This is a genomic window from Aeromonas sp. R5-3 (genome assembly GCF_040908225.1).
In the GTDB taxonomy this organism is placed as follows: domain Bacteria; phylum Pseudomonadota; class Gammaproteobacteria; order Enterobacterales; family Aeromonadaceae; genus Aeromonas; species Aeromonas dhakensis.
The window spans coordinates 26832-52318 of the sequence record NZ_JBFODH010000002.1; the positions used below are offsets into that span (position 1 = coordinate 26832).

Consider the following 25487-nt stretch of genomic DNA (forward strand, 5'->3'; position numbering starts at 1 on the left):
TGCCGTCAACCCGTTTTACTTGTCATGTTCACCCAGATGTAAGGAGACATCCTGATGGAAAATTTGGCCCAAAATATCGACACCATGCGCGAAGAGTTCAAGCAACAGGAGCGCAAACAGGCCCACGACAAATGGCAGGCCAGGGTCGAAGAGCTGCAGCAGATCCGTGCTGAAGAGCCTCAGTCGGAGGCAGTAGAGGAGTGACCTCGCCATGGGCCCGGCGCTGATGCGTGTGGCCCGGCTGAATGCAAAACCCCCGCCTGTATGGCGGGGGTTTTTTATTGCAACTCGATGGCGTTGTGGTTCTGCCACTGGCGCAGGCGCTGTTTGAGGGAACCATCGCCGGGGGGGATGAAGTCATCCATCAGGTAGCAGCGGTTGTCGCCGCTCTTCTGAAAGTGGAGGCTGACGGTCTGCGGCTCTTTCTGGGCGTCGGAGAGGGCGAACAGATAGTGCATCCTGACCGTTACCCCTTGCTCTTGCTCCTTGGCCAGGGTGAAGCTGACGGGCTCGCTCACCTCGCCATCCTGGGCGTTGATCCAGGGGTCGGCATCGATGGCACACACCTCGCCGTCGGCGTTGCACTCGGCCTCGCTGCTCAGCACGGCAAAGAAGTCGGGGGTGAGCAGCGCCTTGAGCGGCGCCGGATCGGCGTAATAGAAATCCTTGTGCTCGCTCCAGAACGCCTTGGCCAGCCTGAGCGCCACCCCCTTGTCGCAGGCGGCGTGCACCGGGCCGCCCAGCAGCGCCAGCAGTAAAACGGATAGTCCACAGTAGCCTTTCATGATGTTCTTCCTGAACTGGGGCCGGCTGGCAGTGCTGCTCCGGCGGGTATCAAGGCGTGTGATAGCCAGACGGGCATGATAGCCAACCCGGCAGAGGGCGACAGCAGGATCTGATGATTTTATGCCGCACATCAAGAAATTAGTCGGCAAAGGCGGAAGTGGACAGTGGCGGTCACTGCCAACAACAAGGGCCATCCTGGATGGCCCTTGTTGTCATGGCTCGATTTGAACCGGCTTAGCAGCGGTTGCCGGCGCGGGCGACCCGGCCTTCGGCCAGCAGCTGGTAGCGGCCGGTGGCGGCCGGGATGAAGGCGGATTGACCCTTCTCGAGACGCAGGGTGTCGTCACCGCGCTTGAGGATCACGGCCTCATCGATGGCAAACAGGATCTCGGCGCTGGCGGTGTTGAGCTGGTGCTCGCCCGCCGGGTAGACGCTGAAGGTGAAGTCCGGCACCGGCACCTCGAAGTGCTGCACCGCCCCTTCCAGGCGGGGGGCAAGCAGGATCTGGTCGTCCGGCTTGGGCAGGCAGCGGGTGCAGGCCAACAGCTCGGCCACGTCTATGTACTTGGGAGTGAGTCCGGCGCGCAGCACGTTGTCGGAGTTGGCCATGATCTCGAGGCCAGTGCCGCGCACATAGGCGTGCGGGGTACAGGCGTCCAGATACATCGCCTGACCGGGCTGCAGGGTCACCACGTTGAGCAAGAGCGGCGAGAACAGCCCCACATCCCCCGGGTACTGGGCGGCCAGGCTGGTGATCAGCGCAAAGGTCTCTTCATCCTGATGCTTGGCGGCAAAGGCCAGCAGGCCCGCCAGAGCCTCCTCCTTGCGCGCCCCTTCCAGCACCAGCAGCTGGTGGAAGAAGTGCTGCAGGCCCGCTTCATTCTGGCTGGCGGCGAGGGCGGCAACCAGCTCGGCAAGGGCGGGCAGCTTGACCCGCTCGAACAGCGCCAGGATGGCCGGGATGGCGCGAAAGCCGTTCATCGCCTGATAGGGGGTGAGGGCAAACACCAGCTCGGGCTTGTGGTTGGGATCCTTGTAGTTGCGATTGGCGGCCTTGGGCGAGATGCCGGCGGCCTCTTCCTTGGCAAAGCCCGCTTCGGCCTGCGCCTTGCTCGGGTGCACCTGAATGGAGAGGGCCTTCTCGGCGCACAGCACCTTGAACAGGAACGGCAGGCTGCCGAAGCGGGCCTGGGTGGCTTCACCCAGCACGGCGGCGGGGGCGTTCTCTATCAGGGACGAGAGCTTTTGCGCCTGCCCGGCCAGCACCACCTCGGAGCAGCCGTTGGGGTGGGCACCCATCCACAGCTCGGCCTGGGGCTTGCCCGCCGGATTGGGGATGCCGAACAGGGTGGTGAGGGCGTCATGGCTGCCCCAGTCGTAGCCTTGAATCGGATTTTGCATTGACAAAAAAGAGGGCAGATCGCGACTGCTCATAAGGGATGCCTCATTTGGTGTGCAGAAAATCGGGTGCAGAAAAGGGTGGCATTGCTGCCGTGGACCGGACTATAACATGGGCGGTCGCGGGCACCGCAACCGCTTGCCTCTCTCTTGATCAGGATCAGCATGTCTCTTGTCTTCAGCCAGTTGCTCGATGGCGCCCTCCACGAGCAGGCCCCCTTCGACCAGATCTGGTTTGCCCAGGATCAGGGGGTGCCGCCCGGTTTCAGCTATCAGGTCAACTTTCCCCGCCTCGAGCTGGTGTTCAGCGGCGAGTACCGCAACCAGATCTGGGACAGGGAGCAGGGCTGCCAGGAGATCTGCATCGCCCCGGGGCAGGTGCTCTACATCCCCCCCAACGGCTGGAACAAGCCGCTCTGGACCACCGACTGCTCGGTGCTGAGCCTGCTGTTCGGCAAGCGTCAGCTGGGTTTCAGTCTGGTGAGCAAGCGGCGGGAAGACCCCGATTTCTTTGACGTGCAAAAGCACAGCATCATGGCCCGGGCTGGCCATGTGAACGAACACATACTGGCGGCACTGAACGTGCTGACCGAGGATCCCGCGCGCTCCCCCACCGACAACCACTTGTTGCAGGCGCTGCTCACCAGCGTGCGCCAGCTGCTGGCCGAGTCGACCTTCGAGCGGCCGCGGGGGGCCGAACTGTTTCACGGGATCTGCATCTATATCCAGGAGAACTTTCACCGCCCCATCAGCCGGGATTCGATCGCCCATCGCTTCAACGTCTCGGCCAGCCACTTGTCGCACCTGTTTCGCGAGCAGGGGCACATGCGCCTGGCCGATTACATCAGCTGGGTGCGCATCGATCGGGCCAAGTTCATGCTCAAGAAATACCGCTTTCGCCTCGAAGAGGTGGCCAGCCGCTGTGGTTACAGCGATGTGAACTATTTTTGCCGGGTGTTCAAGCAGAAGACCGGCTTGACCCCCTCCCAGTACCGGGCACTCAGCCAGCCGCAGGGGCAGGCCGAGGGGCTGGCGGGATAAACAGGGATGCCGCCGGAGCCTGCCCAGCTCAGGCGCCGGCGGGGCTGCTTCGGATCCGGAGCCGGCTGAATGGACGCATTGTGATCCAGTGCGCGACTATGGTCTGACATGCGTGCTCGCCATTTGATTCTGCCAATGGATGGGCTTAAGATGGCCGCGCGCAACTTACAGATTGATAACAAACGGAAGTTAGGAGATGCCGATGGAAAGCAAAGTAGTTATCCCGACCCAGGGCCAGAAAATCACAGTCGATGCCAACGGCAAGCTGCAGGTTCCCAACCATCCGATCATTCCGTTTATCGAAGGGGATGGCATCGGCGTGGACGTGACCCCGGCCATGTTGAATGTGGTGAATGCCGCGGTCGAGAAAGCCTACAAAGGCGAGCGCAAGATCGCCTGGATGGAGATCTACACCGGCGAGAAATCGACTCATGTCTATGGCGAAGGTGCCTGGCTGCCGGCCGAAACCCTGGATTTCATTCGTGAATACTGCGTGGCCATCAAGGGCCCGCTGACCACCCCGGTCGGTGGCGGTATTCGCTCCCTCAACGTGGCCCTGCGTCAGGAGCTGGATCTCTACATCTGCCTGCGCCCGGTCCGTTACTACGAGGGCACCCCGAGCCCGGTCAAGCGCCCGGATCTGACCGACATGGTGATCTTCCGCGAGAACGCCGAAGACATCTACGCCGGCATCGAGTGGAAAGCCGACAGCGACGAAGCCAAGAAGGTGATTTCCTTCCTGCAAAACGAGATGGGCGTGAAGAAAATTCGCTTCCCCGAGACCTGCGGCATCGGCATCAAGCCCATGTCCAAGGCCGGTACCGAGCGTCTGGTCCGTGCCGCCATCGAGTATGCCATCGACAACGATCGCGACTCCGTGACCCTGGTGCACAAGGGCAACATCATGAAGTTCACCGAAGGTGCCTTCAAGGATTGGGGCTACGCCCTGGCCCAGAAAGAGTACGATGCCCAGCTCATCGACGGCGGCCCCTGGTGCTCCTTCAAGAACCCGAAAACCGGCAAGACCATAGTCGTCAAGGACGTCATCGCCGACGCCTTCCTGCAACAGATCCTGCTGCGCCCGGCCGAGTATGACGTCATCGCCTGCATGAACTTGAACGGTGACTACATCTCCGACGCGCTGGCGGCCCAGGTGGGCGGCATCGGCATCGCACCGGGTGCCAACATCGGTGACGGCGTGGCCCTGTTCGAAGCGACCCACGGCACCGCGCCGAAGTACGCCGGTCAGGACAAGGTCAACCCGGGCTCCCTCATCCTCTCCGCCGAGATGATGCTGCGCCACATGGGCTGGACCGAGGCAGCTGACCTCATCATCAAGGGGATGGAAGCGGCGATCCGCAACAAGACCGTCACCTATGACTTCGAGCGTCTGATGGAAGGGGCCACCCTGCGCTCCTGCTCCCAGTTCGCCCAGGACATGGTCGACCAGATGTAAGTCTGTGAAGATGCAAAAGGCCAGCCCCAGGGGGCTGGCCTTTTTTATGGGCGTGTGGCGCCTGAAGCGGCGTTCGGTCAGGTCGCCGGGGCGAAGCGGCCGAGCAGGGCGGCGCTGGCGTCGCTCACCCCCGTCAGCTGCACCTCGGTGCCAGCTGCCTTGAAGCGGCGGCGCACCGTGCTCAGGGCCTCGGCGGAACTGAGATCCCAGAAGTGGGCGTCACTTAAGTCGATCACCACCCGCTCGAGGGATTCGCCGGTGTCAAAGCCGGCGCAGAACTGCTCTGTGCTGGCGAAGAAGACCTGGCCGTGCACCCGGTAGGTGCGGGTGGCGCCGTGGCGCTCGCTGTCGCTGTGCACCAGCAGGGTACGCGCCACCTTGTGGGCGAAGAAGAGGCAGGCCAGCAGCACCCCGGTCAGTACCCCGAGGGCCAGGTTGTGGGTCACTACCACCACGGCCACCGTGCTCAGCATTACCAGGTTGGTGGCCAGCGGCGTCTTGTGCATGCGCAGCACTGAGCCCCAGGAGAAGGTGCCGATGGATACCATGATCATCACCGCCACCAGGGCGGCCATGGGGATCTGGCGGATCCACTCGTCTAGGAACACCACCATGACGATGAGCAGGGCCCCCGCCACCAGGGTGGAGAGGCGGCCGCGGCCACCGGATTTCACGTTGATGACCGACTGGCCGATCATGGCGCAGCCCGCCATGCCGCCCATCAGGCCGGCGGCGATGTTGGCCAGCCCCTGGCCCTTGCACTCGCGGTGGCGATCGCTGCGGGTGCCGGTCATCTCGTCGACGATGGCGGCGGTCATCAGGGATTCGAGCAGCCCCACTACGGCCAGGGCGGCGGAGTAGGGGAAGATGATGGCCAGGGTCTCGAGATTGAGGGGCACCTCGGGCCACATGAAGACCGGCAGGGTGTCCGGCAGGGCGCCCATGTCGCCGACCGTGCGCACCTCGAGGCCGAGGCCGACGCTCACCGCGGTGAGCAGCACGATGCACAGTAGCGGCGAGGGGAGCAGGCTGCCGATGCGCGGCAGGCGCGGGAACAGGTAGATGATGCCAAGCCCGGCTGCGGTCATGGCGTAGACCTGCCAGCTGACGTTGGTCAGCTCCGGCAACTGGGCCATGAAGATGAGGATGGCCAGAGCGTTGACAAAGCCGGTCACCACCGAGCGCGAGACGAAGCGCATCAGGGCGCCGAGGCGCAGGTAGCCGGCCAGGATCTGCAGCAGGCCGGTGAGCAGGGTGGCAGCCATCAGGTATTGCAGGCCGTGCTCGTGCACCAGGGTCACCATCAGCAGGGCCATGGCGCCGGTGGCGGCGGAGATCATGGCCGGGCGGCCGCCGGTGAAGGCGATGATGACGGCGATGCAGAAGGAGGCGTAGAGCCCCACCTTGGGATCGACGCCGGCGATGATGGAGAAGGCGATGGCCTCCGGGATCAGGGCCAGGGCCACGACCGTGCCCGACAGCAGATCCCCCCTGACGTTGCCAAACCACTCTTGTCTGATGCGCTCACGCATGGATTGTTCTCGCTCGTTGCTGGCGCTCTGGGCGCGTGTTGTCGTTATGGGCGCGGTGGCAGCGCGGCGCGCGACTCTAACAAAGGGGAGGGGCAGGGGCAAGGCGCGAACGTGCCGATGTGACGCCAAATTGCACATGGCAGGCGGCCCTGCCCGGTAACCTGTTGAAAGGATGCGGGCAACGATATGAAGCAGGCTGGCAGATCTGCGCTGTCATGGTGAGAGCACAAAGGAGGCGAGGGGAGGAAGGGGCTGGATAAAAGAGAGCCTTGCAGTTTGGGGCTGCAAGGCAAGGATTCGGATGATTAGGTGGTTCGTTCCAGATGGTGCTGGTAGATCTGCTGCCATTTGTCCTGCTCGGCCTCGTCCCCCTGGGTCTGCCAGAACTCGCAGATGGAGCTGGCGAGTTCGGATGCCATGGCGTGGTCCCCATCGCGGCGACTCATCAGATATTGTCCCAGCCAGCTTTGATATTGTTTCATTGCCCGATCTCCTTATCTCGTGTGTCTTGCTGGCCGCCGCCAGGCTTTGTGCCGGACGGGGCCATCAGGCCACGGTTTTTCTGCATGCCCTCGATGGTTGTGATCGACGGATTGGGTCGCGATCTCGCCCGAACAGGGCGCCAACGTGGGTGCAGATGTCAAAAAACGGTCACTATCGTATCACAAAATAACCAGCTTGGGGGGATTGTCAGCAATTAAGGGTGTCCAGCTGTCTGGCCGTCCACTTTGTATGCGCCCGAATATGCACGCCATGTTGCTGATCTCACACGAGAAAAACCCGCCAGTCTGGCGGGTTTTATGGCTGAAAAAAGATCAGAGGCGGGCGCTGGCCAGATACTTTTCCATCTCCTCGGCGGGCACCATGCCGCCGCCGGTGGCCCACACCAGGTGGGTGGCGCTGGCCATTTTGGCTGCATCCAGCCCCTGACCGGCCTGCCACTCAAGGTCGGCCGCGACGCGCCACGGGCCTGCCATGCCAGCCAACGCAGAAGGTTCGAGCCTGATCTGCTCATCGCGGGCCAAGAGTCCCAGCAGGTCGTACATTTCCTGATCGCTCAGGGTGTAGAAACCTGCCAGCAGCCGCTCCATGGCGCGGCCGACGAAGCCGGAGGCGCGCCCCACCGCGAGGCCATCGGCGGCGGTGAGGTTGTCGATGCCCAGATCCTGCACCGCAATGGCATCGTGCAAGCCGGTGTGGACTCCCAGCAGCATGCAGGGGGAGTGGGTCGGTTCGGCAAACAGGCAGTGAACGTGGTCACCAAACGCGAGCTTGAGGCCAAAGGCCACCCCGCCGGGGCCGCCACCGACACCGCAGGGCAGGTAGACAAACAGCGGATGATCGGCGTCCACCTTGATGCCCATCTCGTCGAACTGCTTTTTCACCCGTTCACCCGCCACCGCGTAGCCGAGAAACAGGGTGCGGGAGTTCTCGTCATCGATGAAGAAACAGGCGGGGTCGCGTTCGGCCTCCTTGCGTCCCTGCTCCACCGCCACTCCGTAATCCTCGGCGTATTCCACCACGATGGCGCCATGTTCACGCAACTTGCGCTTCTTCCACTCCCGCGCATCGGCCGACATATGGACGGTGACGCGAAAGCCGAGGCGGGCGCTCATGATGCCGATGGACATGCCGAGGTTGCCGGTGGAGCCCACCGCGATGCTGTACTGGCCGAAGAAGTGGCGGAACTCCTCCGTGAACAGCTTGCGATAGTCGTCCTCTTCGCAGAGCAGACCGGCCTTGATCGCCAGCTGCTCTGCGTGGGCCAGCACCTCGTAGATGCCGCCGCGCGCCTTGATGGAACCGGAGATGGGCAGATGGCTGTCTTTTTTGAGCAGCAGCCGGCCGCTCACCTCGACCCCGTAACGGGCATTCAGGGTGTGCTGCATGGCCGGGATGGCAGCGATGTCGGATTCGAGAATGCCCTTGCTGGCGCGGGTCTCGGGGAAGGCTTCACACAGGTAGGGGGCGAAGCGGGCCAGCCGGGCGGAGGCATCCGCCACATCGCTGCCATCGAGCCCCACATAGGGAAGACCTTCCACCAGGGTAGTGGCCTTGGGGTTGAACCAGCTGACCGGCTCCAGCGCGATCAGGGATTGCAGCAGCGGAAACTGCTGGGTGAGTTGTGATACGTCGATGTGTTTCATGGTGTTCTCGGCCTCGTTACACGATACAGGAGAGCAGGAAAGTGCCGGCCAGCGCCATCAGGGAGGCGACAAAGGTGGCGGTAGTGTAGTACTTGAGCGTTTCGTTCAGGGTGGCGCCGCAATACTGCTTGACCAACCAGAACAGGGAGTCGGTGACCATGGTGCAGCCAATGGCACCGGAGCCGATGGCGAGCGTCATGATCTCCGGGCTGATGTTCGGGTAGTGCACCATGATGGGGGAGATGATGGCGGTCGCCCCCATCATGGCGACGGTGGCGGAGCCCACGGCGGCGTGCAGCACGATGGCCACCAGCCAGGCCAGCAGGATGGGATGCATGTCGAGCTGGGAGAGGATGGTGGCAAGGCCGTCCCCCAGGCCGCTGGCCTTGAGTACCCCGTTGAAGGCGCCGCCGGCACCGATGATCAGCAGTATGTTGGCGATGGAGGAGAAGCACTGCTCGGTCTGGTCCAACAGCCCTTCCATCTGCATGCGCCGGCGGATCCCCAGCACGTAGTAGGCGGTGAAGGCGGCGATGAACATGGCGGTGATGGGGTTGCCGATAAACTCCAGCAGGGTATAGAGGTGGCTGGCGTGATCCATGTTGAGTTCGGCCACCGTCTTGACCAGCATCAGCAGGATGGGCAGCAGCACGGTGAAGAGAGAGGCGCCCAAGGTCGGCAGCTCGGCCTCGTTGCGGGCCTGGATGTCGGCAAAGGCGGCAGGTACCTCCTTGAACGGTACCCGCTTGCCCAGCAGCTTCAGAAACAGCGGGCCGCCTACCAGCGAGGCAAACAACCCGACCGCGAGGCCATAGACGATGACGGATCCCACATCGGCCCCCAGCTGGTTGGTGACATAGAGGGCGGCGGGGTGGGGCGGTACAATGCAGTGCACGGCCATCAGGGCGGTACAGAGTGGAATGGCCAGGGTCAGCAACGAGGTGTTGGTCTTGCGGGCGATGGAGAAAGCCAGCGGAATGAGCAGTACTACCCCCACCTCCACAAACAGGGTGATACCGCACACCAGCCCGACCAGCACCATGGTCACCTGGGGTGACAGCCAGCGGCACTGCTGCAGGGCGAGGCCGATGCGCTCGGCGGCGCCCGACACCTCCATCATCTTGCCGAGTATGGTGCCAAGGCCGATGACGGCGGCCAGAAAGCCCAGGGTGCCGCCTATGCCTTCCTCCATGGCATTGACCATCTTGAGCGGGTTCATCCCCATCAGGACACCCACATAGAAGCTCGCCAGCAGCAGGGCGAGGAAGGGGTGGACCTTGCCCTTCACTATGGTGACGACGATCAGCAGTATGCTGGTCAGCAAGGTTCCGACGATCCACATTTCTGAATTCATGGCGTGCCTCTGTCATGGGAATGATGTTGGCGCTATTGAATGAAAATGCAGGTTCCCTGACAAATGATGAAATCGGCAGCTTGGGTGAGCTGGGTTGATGCAAAGGTGTCGCATTCATCACATTTATGGTGTGAAGGTGGTTTTGCGTGGTATGAGCTGATGCAGCTGGCCACTTTTTCGGTATCATCGGTACCGTTTTGCAAGGGGGGCATATGTACGGCGAAGAGAACTATGTGGCGAGAAGCAGTGTTGCGGGAAACAAGCTGCTCAACGGCTATCAGCTGGCCAGGCTGCACACCTTCGAAGCGGCAGCCAGACACGGCTCCTTTGCGCTGGCCGCCGACGAGCTGGCGCTCAGCCCGAGTGCGGTGAGCCACCGGATAAGCGCGCTGGAGGAGGAGCTTGGCTTCAAGCTGTTCCTGCGTTTTCATCGCAAGGTGGCGCTGACGGCAGACGGGCAGCGGGTATTCTGGGCGCTCAAGTCATCGCTGGAGTTCATCAACCAGGAGATCCTTGAGATCCGCCATCAGGAGCTGTCGGGCACCCTGACCGTCTACTCGCGTCCCTCCATCGCCCAGTGCTGGCTGGTGCCGCGACTGGCGGATTTCTCTCGCCTGCATCCCCAGATCGAGCTCAACATCATGACCGGCAACGAGAACATCAACCTGCACGGTTACGGCATCGATCTCACCCTCTATTTCGACGACAAGACGCCTGCGCGGCTCGCCATCCATCCGTTGATGGACGAGTACATGGTGCCGGTGTGCAGCCCGGAGTATGCCGAGCAGCACGGCTTGCTCGGCAACCCGGCCAACCTGGCGCACTGCCGCCTGCTGCACGATCGGCAAGCCTGGGGCCATGACTCCGACGGCGACGAGTGGTCCAGCTGGGCCGAGCAGTCCGGCGTGTCGCTTTCGGCATGCAGGGCCAGCATGGGGTTTGATCGCTCCGATCTCGCCATCATCGCCGCCATGAACCACGCCGGAATCGCCATGGGACGGCAGAACCTGGTGAGCAAGCGGCTGGCCCGGCGCGAGCTTGTGGCCCCCTTCCCGGACATGGCGGTGCGCTGCGCCCAGCGCTACTACATCGCCACTCTGCCCAATTGCCAGAACCCCAAGGCGCAAGCCTTCATCGACTGGGCCTGCCAGCAGGCGGGAGAGAGGGCGCCGGTTTTGTAGATAAGGGCTGGCAAATAGAAAGGGCCACCTCTTGGGAAGTGGCCCTTTTTTCGTTCAAGCTGATGGTTGGGAAATCGCGCCTGTCACTGGATCACAACGGTGGAAAGCTCAGGCCATTTCTTCATCATGTAACGGTAAAGTTCTGGGTGCTTTTTAAGATTTGTTCCTGCAACAGGTACAGGCTTTTCCTCTGGGTACAGGGGCTTGCCATCAGCGACAAAGTGTTCAACACCACGCAGAGCAAACTTTTTGCCATCTCGGTAAGCAAAATATTTCACATCACCGGGATCGAGTCCGCCGCGACAGGTCATTGAATAAGAGAGCAGCAGATAATAATCTCCCTTGCCGGTGAGCTCGACGACCTCAAATCCGGTGGGGTTGATATTGATGAACATATCGAGATTGCAGTTGGTGACGCTGTCATGCAGGACCCACTCCTGCTCACCGTTCAGGGTGCCCAATCCGGTAATAGCCAGCGAGCGACTGTCTTTCTCCGTAGCCGGGATCTCATCGACCGACAGCGTGACCTCATGCTTGCCCTTGCTATCAAGCCACAACGCCTTGTATAGCTGTTCGCTGCTATAAGCCGGCGCTGCGCCAAGCAACCCCGCAAGGACTATCCATTTCATGGCCACTTATCCCCTTTAGGTCGTGATGGATCTTGAAAAGAGCGGCGTCAAGCGAAGCTAATCAAATCCGCAGGATGAGGGAAAGGTTGAGCCTGGAGGCAGACTCAACCGGCAGCTCGATCACTCTGGCCAGGGGCCGTACCAGGCATCGCTCAGAGGCTCGAGCTGGTGGGTGGCAACCCAGGGCTGGCTGGCCAACCAACAAGCCGCCTGTTCCCGATCGGCCTCAGTCAGGGAGCCTCTGGCAAACTGGCAGAGGTAGCCACTGATCTCGTGTGCAGAGAGAGTACCACCTCCGCCAAAGCCCCAGCCTTGCGACTTGATAAACTCAAGCCAGCGATCGAGCGCCTCTTCAAAACTCACCAGCTGAGGCTTCAGGCTAAACATGAGTTGAAAACCGAATTCCTGAAACTCGCCGACATGGAGTTTTTTGCGCAGGCGGCGGGAACGATTTTTATAAGAGCGAGCTGGGGTCATTGGGGGACTCCTGATGATGTGGGGCTGATAGCTGGTTTGGATGCCCGTTTACGCGGCTTGGCAGTGGCCCGCTCGGCCTGAATGCGTGCCAGCAGGGCAGCTGCGCTATTGTCGCCACTGATAAGGTGCGGGTTGGCTGCGCGCCAGTCGGCGGTCAGCTCACCGCGGAACGCTTTGGCCAGAATGGCCTGGGTCAGCTTATCGACCCGCTCTTTGGCCGCTTTGGCCTGCTGCTCGATGGTATCGGCATAGGCAAAAAGTTGTTCCACCCGACGGACGATTTCAACTAATTCATTGTATGGAGGCAAACCAATTGGCAATGAATTCAATGCTGCCTGAGTTAATTTTGCTCTTCCTGTAGTCCCTGAAAGCCAAGGAATAACTTTGTAATACATCAAGGCATAGCAGAGATAATCATTCGCCTCTTTTGTCATAGCTTTGAGAACATGGGCATGGTTATTAACCCAGCATTTACCTGTGTAACGATACGCAATAGGCTTTTCTCTACCGTAGAATGTTTCATCTTCAGTAACTAAAATGAGGTCATCGTCGAAAATGAACTCATCGACGCGATCAACCTCACCATTGGCTCCAAAATAAGGATATAAACCAATATTATTTAAACGAGCTTCTTTCTTAACCGGAATACGCATGTTATCAAAACATTGAGCAAACTCGTTCACACTGATAAAAATCCAATGTTCTGGTATTGATTCTGGTGTTGCTGTATCCATGTCTGGCAACACAGGGAGGGGCATTGGTTTTATTTTTTTTATTTTCCCTGTTTTCAAAAGCTCTTGTTGTGTTGCATGAAACCAAGTTTTTCTTTCCTCTAGCCAGCGCTTTTTAAGCTGCATTGCAGACTCATTAATTTCATGCTGTTCTCTCCAGTCTGAAGATAACCTTCCACTCACTGCAGCGGCAAGTACAGACTGGCGAAACTGCTTGATAACATCCGGGATACGGGCCAGACGGGCTTGGGTTGCCTGCACCTGAGCCAATAATTTATCAAGCCGGTCGGCAATCTCTCTTTGCTCTGCTGCTGGTATTAATGGAAAGTTCAGGTTTCGCAGGTCATCAAGTCTAATGCCTTTTACTGTAGTCCCTGTTCCCAAGCTTTCAATATGCTTTGCAATAGAACGATACCAATAAACAAAGTATCCTGTGTTAACTTGACTTGGAATAAACAATGCTTTTAGATCTTGATTTATCGCCGAATCGAAAGTAGCAACCACTATTTTACCAAGGCTCATTCGTGTTGCGACAATCGGTATTCCAGCAGGAATTACATTAGTGCTGCTATTGGCTATCGCCTCTTCAGATATATGATCAACCGTGTCTGTAAGCACATGCTTATTCATATCTTTGACGCTCATCCAAGGAATATCACCTTGAAAGAAGTCAGAGTTAGCTTTACTGGGGGTACCGCCACCAACAATAGAGATAAGAATATTTTCGAGCGGGCTGTACAACCACTCTTCAGGATACTGAGTTACTCCCATCATTATTCTTCTCCACCCAGCGCCTTAACCAGATCCTGCAATTCGGCCAGCGCTGCTTCCAGCTCATCCTTGGCCTCATTGGCCAGCTCCAGCGGCTCCGGCAAGTCGGCCGCATCGACACTGTTTTGATCTTTTAGCCAGCTGATATCGAGGGAATCCCCCTTGGTATCGCGGATCCACTCCCGGCTAAAGCTGCGCCAGCGGGCGGTTTCGAGGCTCTGCACCGGCACGGATTCCTGTGGCAATTCGCCCAATTGTTGCCAGACCCCTTCGGTGCGCGGTGACTGACCGTTTTTATCGCAGCCATAGGCGGTGATAAAGGGGGCAAAGTGCGCCAGGGTGAGGGGAGTACGTTTGCCGAAGGTCTGCATATTGGCGCGCATATCGTAGACCCAGACTGCCTGAGTGCAGTTTTTGTCTTGGGCCGGATTGTCCGGGGTGCCCTTTTGGAAGAAGAGGACGTTAGTTTTGACGCCTTGGGCATAGAAGATGCCGGTGGGCAGACGCAGTATGGTGTGCAGGTTGCATTTGTCCATCAGGTCGCGGCGGATCTCGGTGCCCTTGCCCCCTTCAAACAGGACGTTATCGGGGATCACCACGGCGGCGCGGCCACCAGGCTCGAGCGCATCGTAAATATGCTGGATAAAGCAGAGCTGCTTGTTGCTGGTGGGGTGGACAAAGGTACGGGTGATATTGGTGCCCGCGGCGCTGCCAAAGGGCGGGTTGGAGAGGATAAGGTGAGCCTTGGGCAGGGTCTCACCATCCTTGCCGAGGGTGTTGCCAAGGCGAATGGCGCCGTGCTGGTCATCCCCTTCGATATCGTGCAGCAGGCAGTTCATCAGGGCCAGACGGCGGGTCTCCGGCACCAGCTCGAGGCCAACGAAAGCCTTTTTCATCTGGAAAATCTGATCCGCCTCGTCGAGATCATCGAGATCCCGGGTGTGGGCCTTGATATAGCGGTCGGCTTCGATCAGAAAGCCAGCCGTGCCAGCGGCGGGATCCTGGATCACCTCGCGGGGCGCGGGCTGCATCACCTGTACGATGGCGTTGATCAGCGGGCGCGGGGTGAAGTATTGACCGGCGCCGGACTTGGTCTCATTGGCGTTTTTCTGCAGCAGCCCTTCATACATGTCGCCGAAGTCGTCACGGCTCTTGCCCTTTTCCCCGTCGAACCACTCGAGCTTGTCCATGTTGCTGACCAGCTCGCTAAGCTGGGCGGGCTGGGTGATGGTAGTGTTGACGTTCTGGAAGATGGCGCGAACGATGGCGTGATCGTCAACCCCGAGCTGAACCAGCATGTTGCGGTAGAAGCGGTGCTGCTCCTGCCCCAGCTTGCTGGTGAGATCGCGCCAGCGATACCCCTCCGGCAGCAGATCTGCCTCTTGCCCGGTCTCTTCGCACATTTTGAGAAACAGCAGGGAGGCGAGTTCGTTGACATAGTTCTGGTAGGAGACGCCGCCGTCGCGCAGGTTGTCGCACAGCTTCCAGAGCTTGGCGACCAGATCGGTGTTGTTCATCGGTATTTCTCGTTGAGCAGGCGGCCTGTGGGCCGCCTTGTATAGAGTGAGTGGGGCGCCTTTGTCAGGCACCACCAAAGTGGGCAGGATTGTACCCGTTTCAGGCGGGTTTATCCCAGATCAGTTGGCTGAACTCGGCGAGCAGTTCATCAAGCTTGTCATCAAAGAGCTGCATCAGCTTGGGTTTGCCGCCCCGGCGGCGGTAGTTGCCTACCTTGAAGGTGTCATCATCGAGTACCACCTTCTCCTTGATGGAGTCGGCCAGACGATCGAGCCAGGTTAGCTGCTCGCTGTTCCAGTCGTGGCGCTCCTTGATGCGGGCCAACGCCCTGTCTACCCGCTCTTCGAATGGCTGCAGGGGGTCACCGATGGCGGCACGGCGAATATGGCCGACCAAGCGGGCGGCGATATCCTGATTCTTGGCGGCCTTCCACGCGGCGCGCAGGGTCGAGTCGTTGTAGTTCTCTTTATCGAACCACTCCTGCAGTTGCAGCAGCGCGCTGCGGGTGAGATCGCGCGGGCGGTTGATGATGGCGTCGATGGCGGCCTGCTCGTTTTGGGAGCGGCTGACCAGCCGGTCGAAGGCATCGAGGAAATCCTCTGCACTGTCGTGATCGCCATAGGCACGGCTCACTTCAATCACTTCATCGTCGATATCGCTGAAGATGGGCAGATCCCGCAGCTCGTTGATGGTGCGCTTGAGGTGCTCGAGGCGCGGGATCAGGGTTGGCAACTGGTTGAACACCTCGGCAGACCAGCGCGGGCCATTGCTGCGCAAGGTTCGGCCCAGCTGGTTGAAATCACAGCCAGCCGACTCGCGGCAGAGTTCATCGAGGCGTGCCAGCTGTTCGGCGACCTCTTTTGAGCGATCGCGGTTGTAGCTGGCCTGGTTGCTGATGCGCTGCAGCTTGGCCACCAGCTGCTCGTGGCTGTGCTCGGCAAAGCTGCGGCCATCGGCCTCTTTCACCTGATAGGTTTCGGAATCGGTGATCTCGTTGACCAGGGTCTGCAACGGGACGTCAGGGCGCACCACCACCGGACGCATGGTATCGACCTGCTCCAGGGTGGCGTAGAGATCGACGGCATCGAAGATGCGAAACGCACTCTTGCCCACCTGGGGGCAGAGACGGGTCGCGCGCCCCTTCATCTGCTCATAGAGGATGCGGCTGCGCACTTTGCGCATAAAGACCAGATTGCAGATGCTGGGAATGTCGATACCTGTGGTGAGCAGGTCGACGGTGACCACTATGTTGGGCAGCCGCTCCTTGTTGAAGCGGGTGATCATCGACTGCACCTTGTTGGCGTCCTTGTCGGCATCGCCGGTGATCTTGATGATGGCGTCATGTTCCAGCGCCGGAAATTTTGCTTTGAAGGCGGTGCGCAGCTCCTCGACCACGTTGTCGGCATGGTTGTTGTTGACGCAGAAGATCAGGGTCTTCTGATTGCCGGTGGGGTCGAGGTGATTGACCAGCTCCTCGCAGACGACCCGGTTGAAGTTGGAGGCGATCAGCTCGCGGTTGAAGTTGGCCACCTCGAAGTTCTGATCATCTTCGAGGGTATCGTCAATCAGCTCGCCCTGATTGCTCAGACGATGTACCTGACTCCCTTTGGCGAAGTAGACCCCCTCCTTGCTGCGGCGGGTGACGATGCGAATGGGCGGCTCCTGATCCACCAGATAGCCGTCGAGTACCGCTTTGCGATAGCTGTAGCGATAGACAGGCTGGCGCGATGGCCCGCCGAAAATATCGATGGTGTGCAGCGCCGGGGTCGCGGTGAGCGCCACCTTGACTGCATCGAAATGGTCGATGATGCGACGGTAGGCGGAGATGTAGTCGAGTTGGTTGCGAAAGGCCATCTCGCCCTCGGTCTGCTCCTTGTCGAGAATGTAACCCCGGTGTGCTTCGTCGATGATGATGCAGTCGTAGCGGCCAACCGGCATCACCTCATCGCTCTGCAGGGTGCGCTTGACCAGTGACTGAACGGTGGCAACGTGGATCTTGGTGCTGTCTTCCGGGAAACGGTCCGTCAACCCCTGGATATTGAAGATGGCGTTGAAGGTATCGCCGCTTATCTGGGTATCTTCAAAGGCGCCCAATGCCTGTTTGCCGAGAGAGGTTCTGTCGACCAGAAACAGGATTCGGTTGAAGCGTTGTGACTGGATCAGGCGGAACATCAGGGCAATGGCGGTCCGGGTTTTGCCCGTACCGGTTGCCATCGCCAGCAGGATATCTTGCTGACCGGCGATGATGGCCTGCTCAACGGCTTGTACCGCCTCCTCCTGGTAGTAGCGCAACCCCAGTTCGCTCATATCGCTGTGGCTGGCAAACCAGAGGTTGTTGCGCTGGGGATCTCGCGCCAGCATGACCAGCAGCTCTTCGGGGCGATGCCACTCGGGCAGGGCTCTGGGCATATTGCCCGGATGACGCACATCCCTATACCAGATGCCGCTCTTGCTCTTCATGGCGGCGCGATATTCGCGACCATTGGCGGAGAAGCAGAATGGCACTTTGTAGCTTACGTGGCTGTCGGGCTCATGCCACTGGCGCAGGTAGCTGGCATGCATCTCGGTGACCTGATCATGGGCCTGCGCGTCGGTGGCTGATGCATAGAGCTCCTCCTTGAGGTGAGCCATATCGAAATATTTGCTGTAGCGGTAAGCCTCCGTAAGCTTGCCTGCCACATCGATGTTGCCCCTCTTGGCTTCAATGATGCCGACAGGAACAAGCCCCGCGAACAGCACGTAGTCGGCAAAACCCCGTTTACCCGTTTCATCTTCAGCCGTAGGCCACTCGGCAATCGCCATATTGCGGCCCGCTTGCGGGCGGGTGCCATTGGCAAATTTGAGCTGTTTGGTATCGGCCTCCCAGCCAGCCTTGCGCAGTTGGGCATCGATCAGATAACGACTCTCGCTCTCGCTCAGATCGAGCGAACGAGCCGCTGCAAACTCCTTGACCTGTTGGAGGTAGAGCGCGCGTTCGGTAGCAGTCAGCTTCGCCAGCTCGGCCTCTCTGGCGGCCAGCTGGGCCTCCAGGGCAGCGATACGCGCTGCCGTTTGCGCCTCGGTCTCTTGCTGCTTGCCTTCGAGGATGGCGATATAGCCATTGAGCGCTATCAGCTGTTGTTGTTGGGCTGCGATCTCGGCTGCTGTCTGTTGCTGGGCCAGGCTGCGTTGCTCCAACTCTTGCTTCAGCGCCATCACCTCCTGGTGATAGTCGTGGCGCTCCCCTTGCGGCAGCACAAAAATGGGAGCGGCAAAATCATACTGTTTGCTGATCAGTCGGTAGTACCAGACCCCCAAGCGGAAACCGAGTCTCAGGGTCATGGCGGCATCATCAAGGTCGTTGTGATAGTCATGGACCGCTTTGTTGCCGGTTCGACGCAGGGTATGAAATACCCCCATGATGCCGTCATCGACAAAGTTGATCTTGCCGAGCTCTCTTAGCAGGTCGAGTTGACTCTCTGTCGCAGGCAGGCCTAACAATTTGCCAAGATGCTTGGCGGTTGCCTCACCGAAGATCCGCATCTTCATCAGGGTGGTATTGGGATCATCCGGATAGTTGTTCTCGGCGGCACAGGCGATGGCATAGAGGAAGTCGTTGGTGCCTTTGAGAAACTCGAAATTGCTCTTGTCCATGTTCAATCTTCCAGAAAGTAATCCGAATCCAGGGTCTTGATGGTGAGGGTCTGGCGAATAGTGACGCCGACGCCGTATTCGATCATCAGGGCGGCCAGATGTACGCCGTCGATCAGCACGATACGTTTCTCAATTAGCCCGACATACTCCTGCGCCTCACGGCTAAAGCTGGAGGTGGTAATAAAGACCCCTTTGCGGGCTTTGTGCAGATCCAGGGCGCCAGCGAAAGACTGGATCTCGGGACGCCCAACGGTTTTATCGGTGTAGCGCTTGGCCTGCAGGTAGATAGAGTCGAGCCCCAGCCTGTCTTCCTTGATGATGCCGTCGATGCCGCCATCACTGCTGTAACGGGTGGTGCGGGCGGCATCCTGCTGGCTGCCGCCATAGCCCATGGCAACCATCAGATCGACCACTAGCTGCTCAAAGAAGCGAGGCGAAAGACCAAGGATCTCGGCCAGCAGGTCATCGGCAAGGGACTGATTGATGGCTGCTAGCGCTTGCTCAATTTGTTCTTGTGGTGTGCTGGCTTGCACGTTATGTGGCTCGTCCGCGGCATAGGTTGTGCCTTGTGGCAGCTTACCTGTGCTTTCACTGGACGCCAGAGTAAAGGTCACGAACTCCTTGAACTGAGCCAGATAGTGGTTGTCGATGGTCTGGCCCGATGCCAAAGCAGCCTTACCCCGTTCGGTAATAAGGCAGACGCCCCGCTTGGGTTGCTCGATGAGCCCTGCCTTGACCAGATAGGTCTTGGCCCAGCCGACCCGGGAGCGAACCGTGGTTTGCCGCCCGCTTGGCAGGGTGTGAGCCAGTTGTTCAGGAGTAAAAGCATAATGAGCACATACAGCTTCATACACTTGTCGAAGCGTATAGCTGTTGCCGTCTTTCAATGAAAAAAGCACGGCAGGCATCATGTGTTCATAGCTGGGAATGGCGTCGGTCATGGATGATGGATAAATCCAGAAACAGTATTGTGCTGAATAATCTCACAAAATCCGCTTGATTAGGTTGATCCAAGACTCAAAAGATCTCGCTTCCCCCTATTGTGCAGATGCTCTTTGCGCCGTGAGGCTTGTTGAATGACCCACTGCAAAGACAGTCCAAATAAAAAAGGGCCACCTCTTGCGAGGTGGCCCTTTCCAAACGTTTGGTGGAGCTGGGGGGATTTGAACCCCCGTCCAAAATTACTACATCCTCGGCACTACATGCTTAGTCACTCTTTACATTCGCCAACCCGCTGCGGAGAGACACGCCACGAATTGACTAGCTCGATTGGTTTTAATGCTTCCGCCCCGAGCAGGACTTCCACACGATCCTGTGAAGGATGACCTTCCGATTCCCTAGGACACAGGCAAGCTAGGGTAGAAGGGCTCTGCGCAGGTTATTAAGCTGCCAGTGCGTAGTTTTCGTCGTTTGCGACTATTTTTTTGCGGTTTATTAACGAGGCCTACCGCACCTCGGCATGCACCTTGGGTTTCGTGAATCTTGTCGAATCCAGAATCAGCCCCAAGTTGTTAAGAGGGATTGTACGCAAAAATCCTGCCATGGCAAGGCGTTGATGGTCATTCCCGCAGGGAGCCGCTTCGTTTGCCGATTTATTGTGCGCACGCCTGGCGGGAGCGGGTAAGCGGCGGGCCGGAAAAGAAAAAGTCCGGGCAGGAGCCCGGACCTTGCAGCATCAAGCGGATTAACCGCGGTTTTTGTTCTTCATGATGCGCGCTTTTTCCCGATCCCATTCGCGGGCCTTGGTGTCTTCGCGCTTGTCGTGCTCTTTCTTGCCCTTCACCAGGCCGATTTCGACCTTGACCCAGCACTGTTTCCAGTAGAGGGCGAGCGGCACGATTGTATAGCCCTGACGGGCGATCAGGCTTTCGAGCTTGTCGAGTTCACGACGACTCAGCAGCAGTTTGCGGGTCCGGGTCGGGTCGCACACCACGTGGCTGGAGGCAGCCTGCAGTGGCAGGAAGCTGGAGCCGAACAGGTAGGCCTCGCCATCGCGGAAGATGACATAGGCTTCGCTGATGTTGGCCTTGCCCGCCCGCAGGGATTTGACTTCCCACCCTTGCAGGGACAGACCCGCTTCGATCTTCTCTTCGATGAAGTATTCGTGGCGCGCGGTTCTGTTGAGTGCAATGGTGTTGGACCCGGCTTTGTTTTTACTGTTTTTTTTGCTCATGACGGGCGATTTCCGGCAATGACTGGGAGGAGGGCATTATACGTGGGCAAGGGCGGCTGTAAAACGCGCAGCGGGTCAACTGATGGCTTTATGAGCAGTTTGACCGAGGTTTTACCTCCAAAAGCGCAAACATGGTGATAAAATCGCGGCGATTGGATGAGGAAAAGCCATGCCCCGTATTACTCGCAGTGCCCTGGTGATGTTCAGCGCAGAACAGATGTTCAGGCTGGTCAATGATGTTCACGCCTATCCGGAGTTCCTGCCCGGTTGTGTCGGCAGCCGTGTCCACGAAACCGGCGATGACTATATGACGGCCTCGGTCGATGTGGCCAAGGCCGGGATTGCCAAGACCTTTACGACCCGCAACCTGCTCGAGGCCAACCGGCAGATCAAGATGGAGCTGGTGGAGGGGCCCTTCAGCAAGCTGGCGGGCTGGTGGACCTTCACCCCGCTGGATGTGGATGCCTGCAAGGTGGAGTTCGATCTCGACTTCGAGTTCACCTCCAAACTCATCGAGCTGGCGTTTGGCCAGATCTTCCGCGACCTGGTGAGCTCCATGGTGCTGGCCTTCTCCAACCGCGCCAAGGTGGTGTATGGTGCCTGATCAACTCAATATCGAAGTGGTCTATGCCCTGCCTCAGCAACAGACAGTGCTGCGGCTGCGGGTGGCGCCGATCACGACGGTGCAGGCCGCCATCGAGCAGTCCGGCATCATGAGCAAGCATCCCGAGATCGATCTGGCGGTCAACAAGTTCGGCATCTACAGTCGACCGGTCAAGGGTTCCGAGTTGCTGCAAGATGGCGATCGCATCGAGATCTACCGCCCGCTCATCGCCGATCCCAAGGAGATGCGCAAGAAGCGCGCGGAAAAGGCCAAGGAGGAGGGGCGTGCCGACGTGGTGACCGGCGGCCGGCCCAATGCCAACCGTAAACAATCCGACTGAGTGCCTCTGGCACGACACCGCATCTAAAAAAGGCGCCTTGGCGCCTTTTTTGATCCCGTCATCCCGCCAAGCGGGGCGCTTCGTTACAGCTGGATCAGCCGCTCGTTCTCGACCACTTCGCAGCCGGCGGGCTGGCAGGAGAGGGCGATCATGGCGCGGGCCACCTGGCTGGCCTCGATGGCGTGCCAGCGGCGCAACCTGCCTACCAGCAGTGGCTTCAGCAAGGGATAGATGGCCTGGAAAAACTGTTCAGAGCGGCGCGGCGGCTGGCGATCCCCCAGCAACATGGCGGGGCGCACGATGGCGAGCCGCTGCCAGGGCTGGGCCAGCAGGGCCTGCTCCATCTCCCCCTTGGTACGGGGATAGAGGGCGGGGGAGTGAGGGTTGGCCCCCAGGCTCGAGACCACTACCAGCCGCTGGCAGCCGTGGCGGCGGGCCAGCTCGGCAAAGGCCAGCACATAGTCAAGGTCGACCCGGCGAAAGGCCTCGGCGGAGCCCGCTTCCTTGCGGGTGGTGCCAAGGCAGCAGAAGGCGAGATCCACCGGCTCGGGCAGATTCACCTCGGCTAGCATATCGAAATTGACCGGCAGCCAGTGGCGGGCGGGCTGCGGCTCTCCGGGCTTGCGGCAGAGCAGGGTCAGTTCATGCTCCGCGGGCAGTTGCCGCACCAGCTCGCGGCCGATGAGGCCAGTGGCTCCGGCGATCAGGATCCTGCTCATGCTGCTCTCCCTGTGTGATTGAATCGAGGCCAGTATTGGGCGAGGGGCTGCCCTCTGCAAGGGGGTAATGGGTGGCCGGCGGCAATAAAACAAAACCGGCGCGAGGCCGGTTTTGTGGATGGGATCAGAGCGGGGTATGGAAGGCCGCTGGCAGCGGGAAGTCGCCGGTGACCGTGGCCAATCTGTCGTTGACGAAGGTCAGGGTGAGCTCCTTGCGCTCTTTTTCGCCGCGCCCCGGCTGGAATTCATAGAGGTAGTACCAGGTGTTCGGGTCAAAGCCATCGCGCAGCATGGCAGAGCCCAGCACGAACTCGACCTGCTCGCGGGTCATGCCCTGGCGCAGTTTGTCGACCTGTTTTTGTTCCACATAGTTGCCCTGGGGAATATCGATGCGATAGACCAGGCTGCAACCGGACAGGGTGAGGGCGGTCAGGGCCGCGGCAATCAGGTGTTTCATCCGCATATCGAGTTCAGATCATCCATTCAAGTCTTTTTAAGCTCGGCAAATCATACCGGCTCCCTCTACGGAAGTAAAAAGCCATTGATCCATCAGCCAATAAAAAGGGCCGCCATGCGACCCTTTCTGCCCATTGTGCCCTTACATGGCGGCGCGGAAGATGGCGACGATCTCGTCGTGGCTCGCCTGTTTCGGGTTGGTGAAGCCGCAGGCGTCTTTCAGGGCGTTCTCGGCCAGCAGGTTGAAGTCGTCGGCCTTGACGCCGAGCTGCTCCAGCCCGGCCGGGATCTTGACGCCGCGGGCCAGCTGCTGGATGGCGGCAATGGCAGCGGCAGCCCCCTGCTCATCGGTCATGGCGCTCACGTCCACCCCCATGTGACGGGCCACGTCCTTCAGGCGAGCGGCGCACACCTGGGCGTTGTAGGCTTGCACGTGGGGCAGCAGCACGGCGTTGCACACCCCGTGCGGCAGGTCGTAGAAGCCGCCCAGCTGGTGGGCCATGGCGTGCACGTAACCCAGGCTTGCGTTGTTGAAGGCCATGCCGGCCAGGAACTGGGCATAGGCCATCTGTTCGCGGGCGTGCAGATCGTCGCCGTGGTTGACCGCGGTGCGCAGGTGTCTGGCGATGAGCTGGATGGCCATGATGGCGCTGGCATCGGTCACCGGAGTGGCGATGGTGGAGACATACGCCTCGATGGCGTGGGTCAGCGCATCCATGCCGGTGGCGGCGGTGAGGCCGGCCGGCTTGGCCAGCATCAGCTCGGGGTCGTTGACCGACATCAGCGGGGTGACGTGCTTGTCGACGATGGCCATCTTCACGTGGCGGGCCTCGTCGGTGATGATGCAAAAGCGGGTCATTTCGGAGGCGGTGCCGGCGGTGGTGTTGATGGCGATGAGCGGCAGTTGCGGCTTGGCGGAGCGATCCACCCCTTCGTAATCCTTGATGCTGCCACCGTTGGCGGCCACCAGGGCGATCCCCTTGGCGCAGTCGTGGGGCGAGCCGCCCCCCAGCGAGATGACGCAGTCGCAGCCATTGGCCTTGAGCATGGCCAGGCCCGCTTCCACGTTGGTCATGGTCGGGTTGGGTTTGGTCTCGTCGAAAACTGCGCTTTCAATGCCATGTTCTGCCAGCAGGCCGGCCACCTTGGCCACCACGCCAATCTGGTTGAGGATCTTGTCGGTGACGATCAGCGCCTTGCGATGGCCATAACCCTTGATATCGGCTGCCGCCTCTTGCAGGCAGCCTGCTCCCATCAGGTTGATTGCGGGAATGTAGAACTTGAATGTCGCCATGATGGACTCCGTATGATTAGCCATTAAGTGGTATACGGGCGCCAACATAGCACCGTCAGGGGGGATGAAAAGGGGTCAATAGTATCTGCTTTGCAACTTTATGGACTCGATCACGTACCGGAAACATGGGCCGCGACAGGGATTGACAAGCGCGCTAGCCTGTTCGCGAACAGAAAAACGTTTTTCAATTAATTCATCAAGTTAGCAAACGTTTTGCGCCGAATTTGTGGCTGTCAATGCAAGGAAGTGTGAGATGCTTCAAGGAATTGGAAAGCGCTTTCGACCATAGTTGGCGCCTCCCCGACGAGGGGAGTGAAGGCTTGAAAGTACCATAAAGAATCACCTTAACTTGCCCCTGACCATGCTGGTGGGGAGCAACCAGGAGTCCACTATGTCTGATGTATTTCACTTGGGTTTGAAAAAAGCGGATCTGCAAGGCGCCACCCTGGCGATCGTCCCCGGTGACCCCGAGCGCGTGAAGCGCATCGCAGAGCTGTTGGATAACCCGGTGCACCTGGCCAGCCATCGTGAATTCACTACCTGGCGTGGCGAGATGGACGGCAAGGCCGTGATCATCTGCTCCACCGGTATCGGCGGCCCGTCCACCTCCATCGCGGTGGAAGAGCTGGCTCAGTTGGGCATCCGTACCTTCCTGCGCATCGGCACCACCGGCGCCATCCAGCCGCACCTGAACGTGGGCGATGTGATCGTCACCACCGGCTCCGTGCGCCTCGACGGTGCCAGCCTGCACTTCGCGCCGATGGAGTTCCCGGCCGTGGCTGACTTCGACTGCACCACTGCGCTGGTCAACACCGCCAAGGAGCTGGGTTCCAAGCTGCACGTGGGCGTTACCGCCTCTTCTGACACCTTCTACCCGGGTCAGGAGCGTTACGACACCGTATCCGGTCGCGTTGTGAGCCGTTTCCAGGGTTCCATGAAAGAGTGGCAAGCCATGGGCGTGCTGAACTACGAGATGGAATCTGCCACCCTGCTGACCATGTGCTCCAGCCAGGGCCTGCGCGCCGGCATGGTGGCCGGTGTCATCGTGAACCGTACCCAGCAAGAGATCCCGAACGCCGAGACCATGGCGAAGACCGAATCTGATGCCATCAAGATCGTGCTGGGCGCTGCCCGCAAGCTGATCTGATAGCCCTCTTTGTAACAAAGAGTACCGAGTGGGGGGTGGGGGCCGTTGCGAAAGCACGGCCCCTATCTTTATCCGCCGTTTACCGCTTTTCCCCTTCTCT

The 25487-nt window shown here is 59.6% G+C and carries 23 protein-coding genes and 1 other RNA gene; 7 read left to right on the forward strand and 17 right to left on the reverse strand.

Annotation, left to right across the window (positions count from 1 at the left end; all coding sequences use genetic code 11):
• The first annotated feature begins 54 nt into the window (after nt 1–54).
• Entirely contained in the window at nt 55–204 is a 150-nt protein-coding gene (locus AB5Y95_RS00135) for a hypothetical protein (protein WP_005298930.1), read from the forward strand.
• A gap of 74 nt (nt 205–278) precedes the next feature.
• Here AB5Y95_RS00135 and AB5Y95_RS00140 read toward each other — a convergent pair whose 3' ends face one another.
• Both AB5Y95_RS00140 and manA read right to left on the reverse strand, forming a co-directional pair.
• Entirely contained in the window at nt 279–785 is a 507-nt protein-coding gene (locus AB5Y95_RS00140) for a hypothetical protein (protein ID WP_017766110.1), read from the reverse strand.
• A gap of 235 nt (nt 786–1020) precedes the next feature.
• Entirely contained in the window at nt 1021–2220 is a 1200-nt protein-coding gene (manA, locus tag AB5Y95_RS00145) for a mannose-6-phosphate isomerase, class I (protein ID WP_368159266.1), read from the reverse strand.
• Nucleotides 2221–2349: 129 nt separating this feature from the next.
• On the opposite strand from manA, the gene AB5Y95_RS00150 reads away from it, so the two are divergent.
• On the forward strand, nt 2350–3225 hold the full coding sequence (locus tag AB5Y95_RS00150; protein ID WP_164464937.1) for an AraC family transcriptional regulator: 876 nt from the start codon (nt 2350–2352) through the stop codon (nt 3223–3225).
• Nucleotides 3226–3427: 202 nt separating this feature from the next.
• Nucleotides 3428–4681, forward strand: a complete 1254-nt coding sequence (gene icd, locus AB5Y95_RS00155) for an NADP-dependent isocitrate dehydrogenase (protein WP_017783803.1) — start codon at nt 3428–3430, stop codon at nt 4679–4681.
• A gap of 77 nt (nt 4682–4758) precedes the next feature.
• Here the strand turns inward: icd and AB5Y95_RS00160 are convergent, their stop codons facing one another.
• From AB5Y95_RS00160 to dsdX, 4 genes are all read right to left on the reverse strand, one after another.
• Entirely contained in the window at nt 4759–6213 is a 1455-nt protein-coding gene (locus AB5Y95_RS00160) for a SulP family inorganic anion transporter (protein ID WP_368159267.1), read from the reverse strand.
• A 305-nt stretch (nt 6214–6518) separates the two neighbouring features.
• Nucleotides 6519–6695 carry a hypothetical protein gene (locus AB5Y95_RS00165; protein ID WP_005298942.1) on the reverse strand — a complete coding sequence of 59 codons (177 nt, stop codon included), beginning with the start codon at nt 6693–6695 and terminating at the stop codon, nt 6519–6521.
• A 333-nt stretch (nt 6696–7028) separates the two neighbouring features.
• Nucleotides 7029–8360, reverse strand: coding sequence for a D-serine ammonia-lyase (locus AB5Y95_RS00170; protein ID WP_368159268.1), 1332 nt, complete (start codon nt 8358–8360; stop codon nt 7029–7031).
• 16 nt (nt 8361–8376) lie between these two features.
• The gene (gene dsdX, locus AB5Y95_RS00175) at nt 8377–9714 is read right to left on the reverse strand and encodes a D-serine transporter DsdX (protein WP_368159269.1); all 1338 of its coding nucleotides are present in this window, start codon (nt 9712–9714) and stop codon (nt 8377–8379) included.
• Nucleotides 9715–9926: 212 nt separating this feature from the next.
• Here dsdX and dsdC point away from each other — a divergent pair, with 212 nt between their 5' ends.
• Nucleotides 9927–10895, forward strand: a complete 969-nt coding sequence (dsdC, locus tag AB5Y95_RS00180) for a DNA-binding transcriptional regulator DsdC (RefSeq protein WP_368159270.1) — start codon at nt 9927–9929, stop codon at nt 10893–10895.
• Between the two features lie 83 nt (nt 10896–10978).
• Here the strand turns inward: dsdC and AB5Y95_RS00185 are convergent, their stop codons facing one another.
• From AB5Y95_RS00185 to smpB, 8 genes are all read right to left on the reverse strand, one after another.
• Entirely contained in the window at nt 10979–11524 is a 546-nt protein-coding gene (locus tag AB5Y95_RS00185; RefSeq protein WP_368159271.1) for a M949_RS01915 family surface polysaccharide biosynthesis protein, read from the reverse strand.
• A 120-nt stretch (nt 11525–11644) separates the two neighbouring features.
• Complete coding sequence (locus AB5Y95_RS00190; protein ID WP_368159272.1) at nt 11645–12001, reverse strand: 50S ribosome-binding protein YggL; 357 nt, start codon at nt 11999–12001, stop codon at nt 11645–11647.
• Nucleotides 11998–13506: a restriction endonuclease subunit S gene (locus tag AB5Y95_RS00195; RefSeq protein WP_368159273.1), complete on the reverse strand. Its 1509-nt coding sequence runs from the start codon at nt 13504–13506 to the stop codon at nt 11998–12000. Before AB5Y95_RS00195 ends, AB5Y95_RS00190 begins: the two co-directional genes overlap by 4 nt.
• Nucleotides 13506–15020, reverse strand: coding sequence for an N-6 DNA methylase (locus tag AB5Y95_RS00200; RefSeq protein ID WP_368159274.1), 1515 nt, complete (start codon nt 15018–15020; stop codon nt 13506–13508). The genes AB5Y95_RS00195 and AB5Y95_RS00200 overlap by 1 nt, the downstream gene beginning before the upstream one ends.
• Before the next feature lie 100 nt (nt 15021–15120).
• Entirely contained in the window at nt 15121–18654 is a 3534-nt protein-coding gene (gene hsdR / locus AB5Y95_RS00205) for a type I restriction-modification system endonuclease (protein ID WP_368159275.1), read from the reverse strand.
• Nucleotides 18655–18656: 2 nt separating this feature from the next.
• Nucleotides 18657–19595 carry a restriction endonuclease gene (locus AB5Y95_RS00210; protein WP_099358534.1) on the reverse strand — a complete coding sequence of 313 codons (939 nt, stop codon included), beginning with the start codon at nt 19593–19595 and terminating at the stop codon, nt 18657–18659.
• A 204-nt stretch (nt 19596–19799) separates the two neighbouring features.
• Nucleotides 19800–20159: a transfer-messenger RNA gene (gene ssrA, locus AB5Y95_RS00215) on the reverse strand.
• 179 nt (nt 20160–20338) lie between these two features.
• Nucleotides 20339–20827, reverse strand: a complete 489-nt coding sequence (smpB, locus tag AB5Y95_RS00220; RefSeq protein ID WP_017766150.1) for an SsrA-binding protein SmpB — start codon at nt 20825–20827, stop codon at nt 20339–20341.
• Between the two features lie 169 nt (nt 20828–20996).
• Between smpB and AB5Y95_RS00225 the strand changes: the two genes are divergently transcribed.
• Together AB5Y95_RS00225 and AB5Y95_RS00230 are read left to right on the forward strand one after the other, a co-directional pair.
• Nucleotides 20997–21431, forward strand: coding sequence for an SRPBCC family protein (locus AB5Y95_RS00225; protein ID WP_005298951.1), 435 nt, complete (start codon nt 20997–20999; stop codon nt 21429–21431).
• Nucleotides 21424–21771, forward strand: a complete 348-nt coding sequence (locus AB5Y95_RS00230; protein ID WP_368159276.1) for an RnfH family protein — start codon at nt 21424–21426, stop codon at nt 21769–21771. Before AB5Y95_RS00225 ends, AB5Y95_RS00230 begins: the two co-directional genes overlap by 8 nt.
• Nucleotides 21772–21854: 83 nt before the next feature.
• On the opposite strand, the gene AB5Y95_RS00235 is transcribed toward AB5Y95_RS00230, so the two are convergent.
• From AB5Y95_RS00235 to yiaY, 3 genes are all read right to left on the reverse strand, one after another.
• Nucleotides 21855–22490 (reverse strand): NAD(P)H-binding protein, encoded by a 636-nt coding sequence (locus tag AB5Y95_RS00235; RefSeq protein WP_368159277.1) that lies wholly within the window; start codon nt 22488–22490, stop codon nt 21855–21857.
• Between the two features lie 124 nt (nt 22491–22614).
• Entirely contained in the window at nt 22615–22953 is a 339-nt protein-coding gene (locus tag AB5Y95_RS00240) for an outer membrane protein assembly factor BamE (RefSeq protein WP_005298963.1), read from the reverse strand.
• A gap of 135 nt (nt 22954–23088) precedes the next feature.
• Nucleotides 23089–24240 (reverse strand): L-threonine dehydrogenase, encoded by a 1152-nt coding sequence (gene yiaY, locus AB5Y95_RS00245; RefSeq protein ID WP_368159278.1) that lies wholly within the window; start codon nt 24238–24240, stop codon nt 23089–23091.
• 391 nt (nt 24241–24631) lie between these two features.
• Between yiaY and udp the strand changes: the two genes are divergently transcribed.
• Nucleotides 24632–25387, forward strand: a complete 756-nt coding sequence (udp, locus tag AB5Y95_RS00250) for a uridine phosphorylase (RefSeq protein WP_167567877.1) — start codon at nt 24632–24634, stop codon at nt 25385–25387.
• The last annotated feature ends 100 nt before the right edge of the window (nt 25388–25487 follow it).

What these genes read in the sequence shown, in the direction of transcription:
- AB5Y95_RS00135 (WP_005298930.1), top strand. Translation starts at nt 55, where the DNA reads ATGGAAAATTTGGCCCAAAATATCGACACCATGCGCGAAGAGTTCAAG.
- AB5Y95_RS00140 (WP_017766110.1), bottom strand. Translation starts at nt 785, where the DNA reads ATGAAAGGCTACTGTGGACTATCCGTTTTACTGCTGGCGCTGCTGGGC.
- manA (WP_368159266.1), bottom strand. Translation starts at nt 2,220, where the DNA reads ATGAGCAGTCGCGATCTGCCCTCTTTTTTGTCAATGCAAAATCCGATT.
- AB5Y95_RS00150 (WP_164464937.1), top strand. Translation starts at nt 2,350, where the DNA reads ATGTCTCTTGTCTTCAGCCAGTTGCTCGATGGCGCCCTCCACGAGCAG.
- icd (WP_017783803.1), top strand. Translation starts at nt 3,428, where the DNA reads ATGGAAAGCAAAGTAGTTATCCCGACCCAGGGCCAGAAAATCACAGTC.
- AB5Y95_RS00160 (WP_368159267.1), bottom strand. Translation starts at nt 6,213, where the DNA reads ATGCGTGAGCGCATCAGACAAGAGTGGTTTGGCAACGTCAGGGGGGAT.
- AB5Y95_RS00165 (WP_005298942.1), bottom strand. Translation starts at nt 6,695, where the DNA reads ATGAAACAATATCAAAGCTGGCTGGGACAATATCTGATGAGTCGCCGC.
- AB5Y95_RS00170 (WP_368159268.1), bottom strand. Translation starts at nt 8,360, where the DNA reads ATGAAACACATCGACGTATCACAACTCACCCAGCAGTTTCCGCTGCTG.
- dsdX (WP_368159269.1), bottom strand. Translation starts at nt 9,714, where the DNA reads ATGAATTCAGAAATGTGGATCGTCGGAACCTTGCTGACCAGCATACTG.
- dsdC (WP_368159270.1), top strand. Translation starts at nt 9,927, where the DNA reads ATGTACGGCGAAGAGAACTATGTGGCGAGAAGCAGTGTTGCGGGAAAC.
- AB5Y95_RS00185 (WP_368159271.1), bottom strand. Translation starts at nt 11,524, where the DNA reads ATGAAATGGATAGTCCTTGCGGGGTTGCTTGGCGCAGCGCCGGCTTAT.
- AB5Y95_RS00190 (WP_368159272.1), bottom strand. Translation starts at nt 12,001, where the DNA reads ATGACCCCAGCTCGCTCTTATAAAAATCGTTCCCGCCGCCTGCGCAAA.
- AB5Y95_RS00195 (WP_368159273.1), bottom strand. Translation starts at nt 13,506, where the DNA reads ATGATGGGAGTAACTCAGTATCCTGAAGAGTGGTTGTACAGCCCGCTC.
- AB5Y95_RS00200 (WP_368159274.1), bottom strand. Translation starts at nt 15,020, where the DNA reads ATGAACAACACCGATCTGGTCGCCAAGCTCTGGAAGCTGTGCGACAAC.
- hsdR (WP_368159275.1), bottom strand. Translation starts at nt 18,654, where the DNA reads ATGGACAAGAGCAATTTCGAGTTTCTCAAAGGCACCAACGACTTCCTC.
- AB5Y95_RS00210 (WP_099358534.1), bottom strand. Translation starts at nt 19,595, where the DNA reads ATGACCGACGCCATTCCCAGCTATGAACACATGATGCCTGCCGTGCTT.
- smpB (WP_017766150.1), bottom strand. Translation starts at nt 20,827, where the DNA reads ATGAGCAAAAAAAACAGTAAAAACAAAGCCGGGTCCAACACCATTGCA.
- AB5Y95_RS00225 (WP_005298951.1), top strand. Translation starts at nt 20,997, where the DNA reads ATGCCCCGTATTACTCGCAGTGCCCTGGTGATGTTCAGCGCAGAACAG.
- AB5Y95_RS00235 (WP_368159277.1), bottom strand. Translation starts at nt 22,490, where the DNA reads ATGAGCAGGATCCTGATCGCCGGAGCCACTGGCCTCATCGGCCGCGAG.
- AB5Y95_RS00240 (WP_005298963.1), bottom strand. Translation starts at nt 22,953, where the DNA reads ATGCGGATGAAACACCTGATTGCCGCGGCCCTGACCGCCCTCACCCTG.
- yiaY (WP_368159278.1), bottom strand. Translation starts at nt 24,240, where the DNA reads ATGGCGACATTCAAGTTCTACATTCCCGCAATCAACCTGATGGGAGCA.
- udp (WP_167567877.1), top strand. Translation starts at nt 24,632, where the DNA reads ATGTCTGATGTATTTCACTTGGGTTTGAAAAAAGCGGATCTGCAAGGC.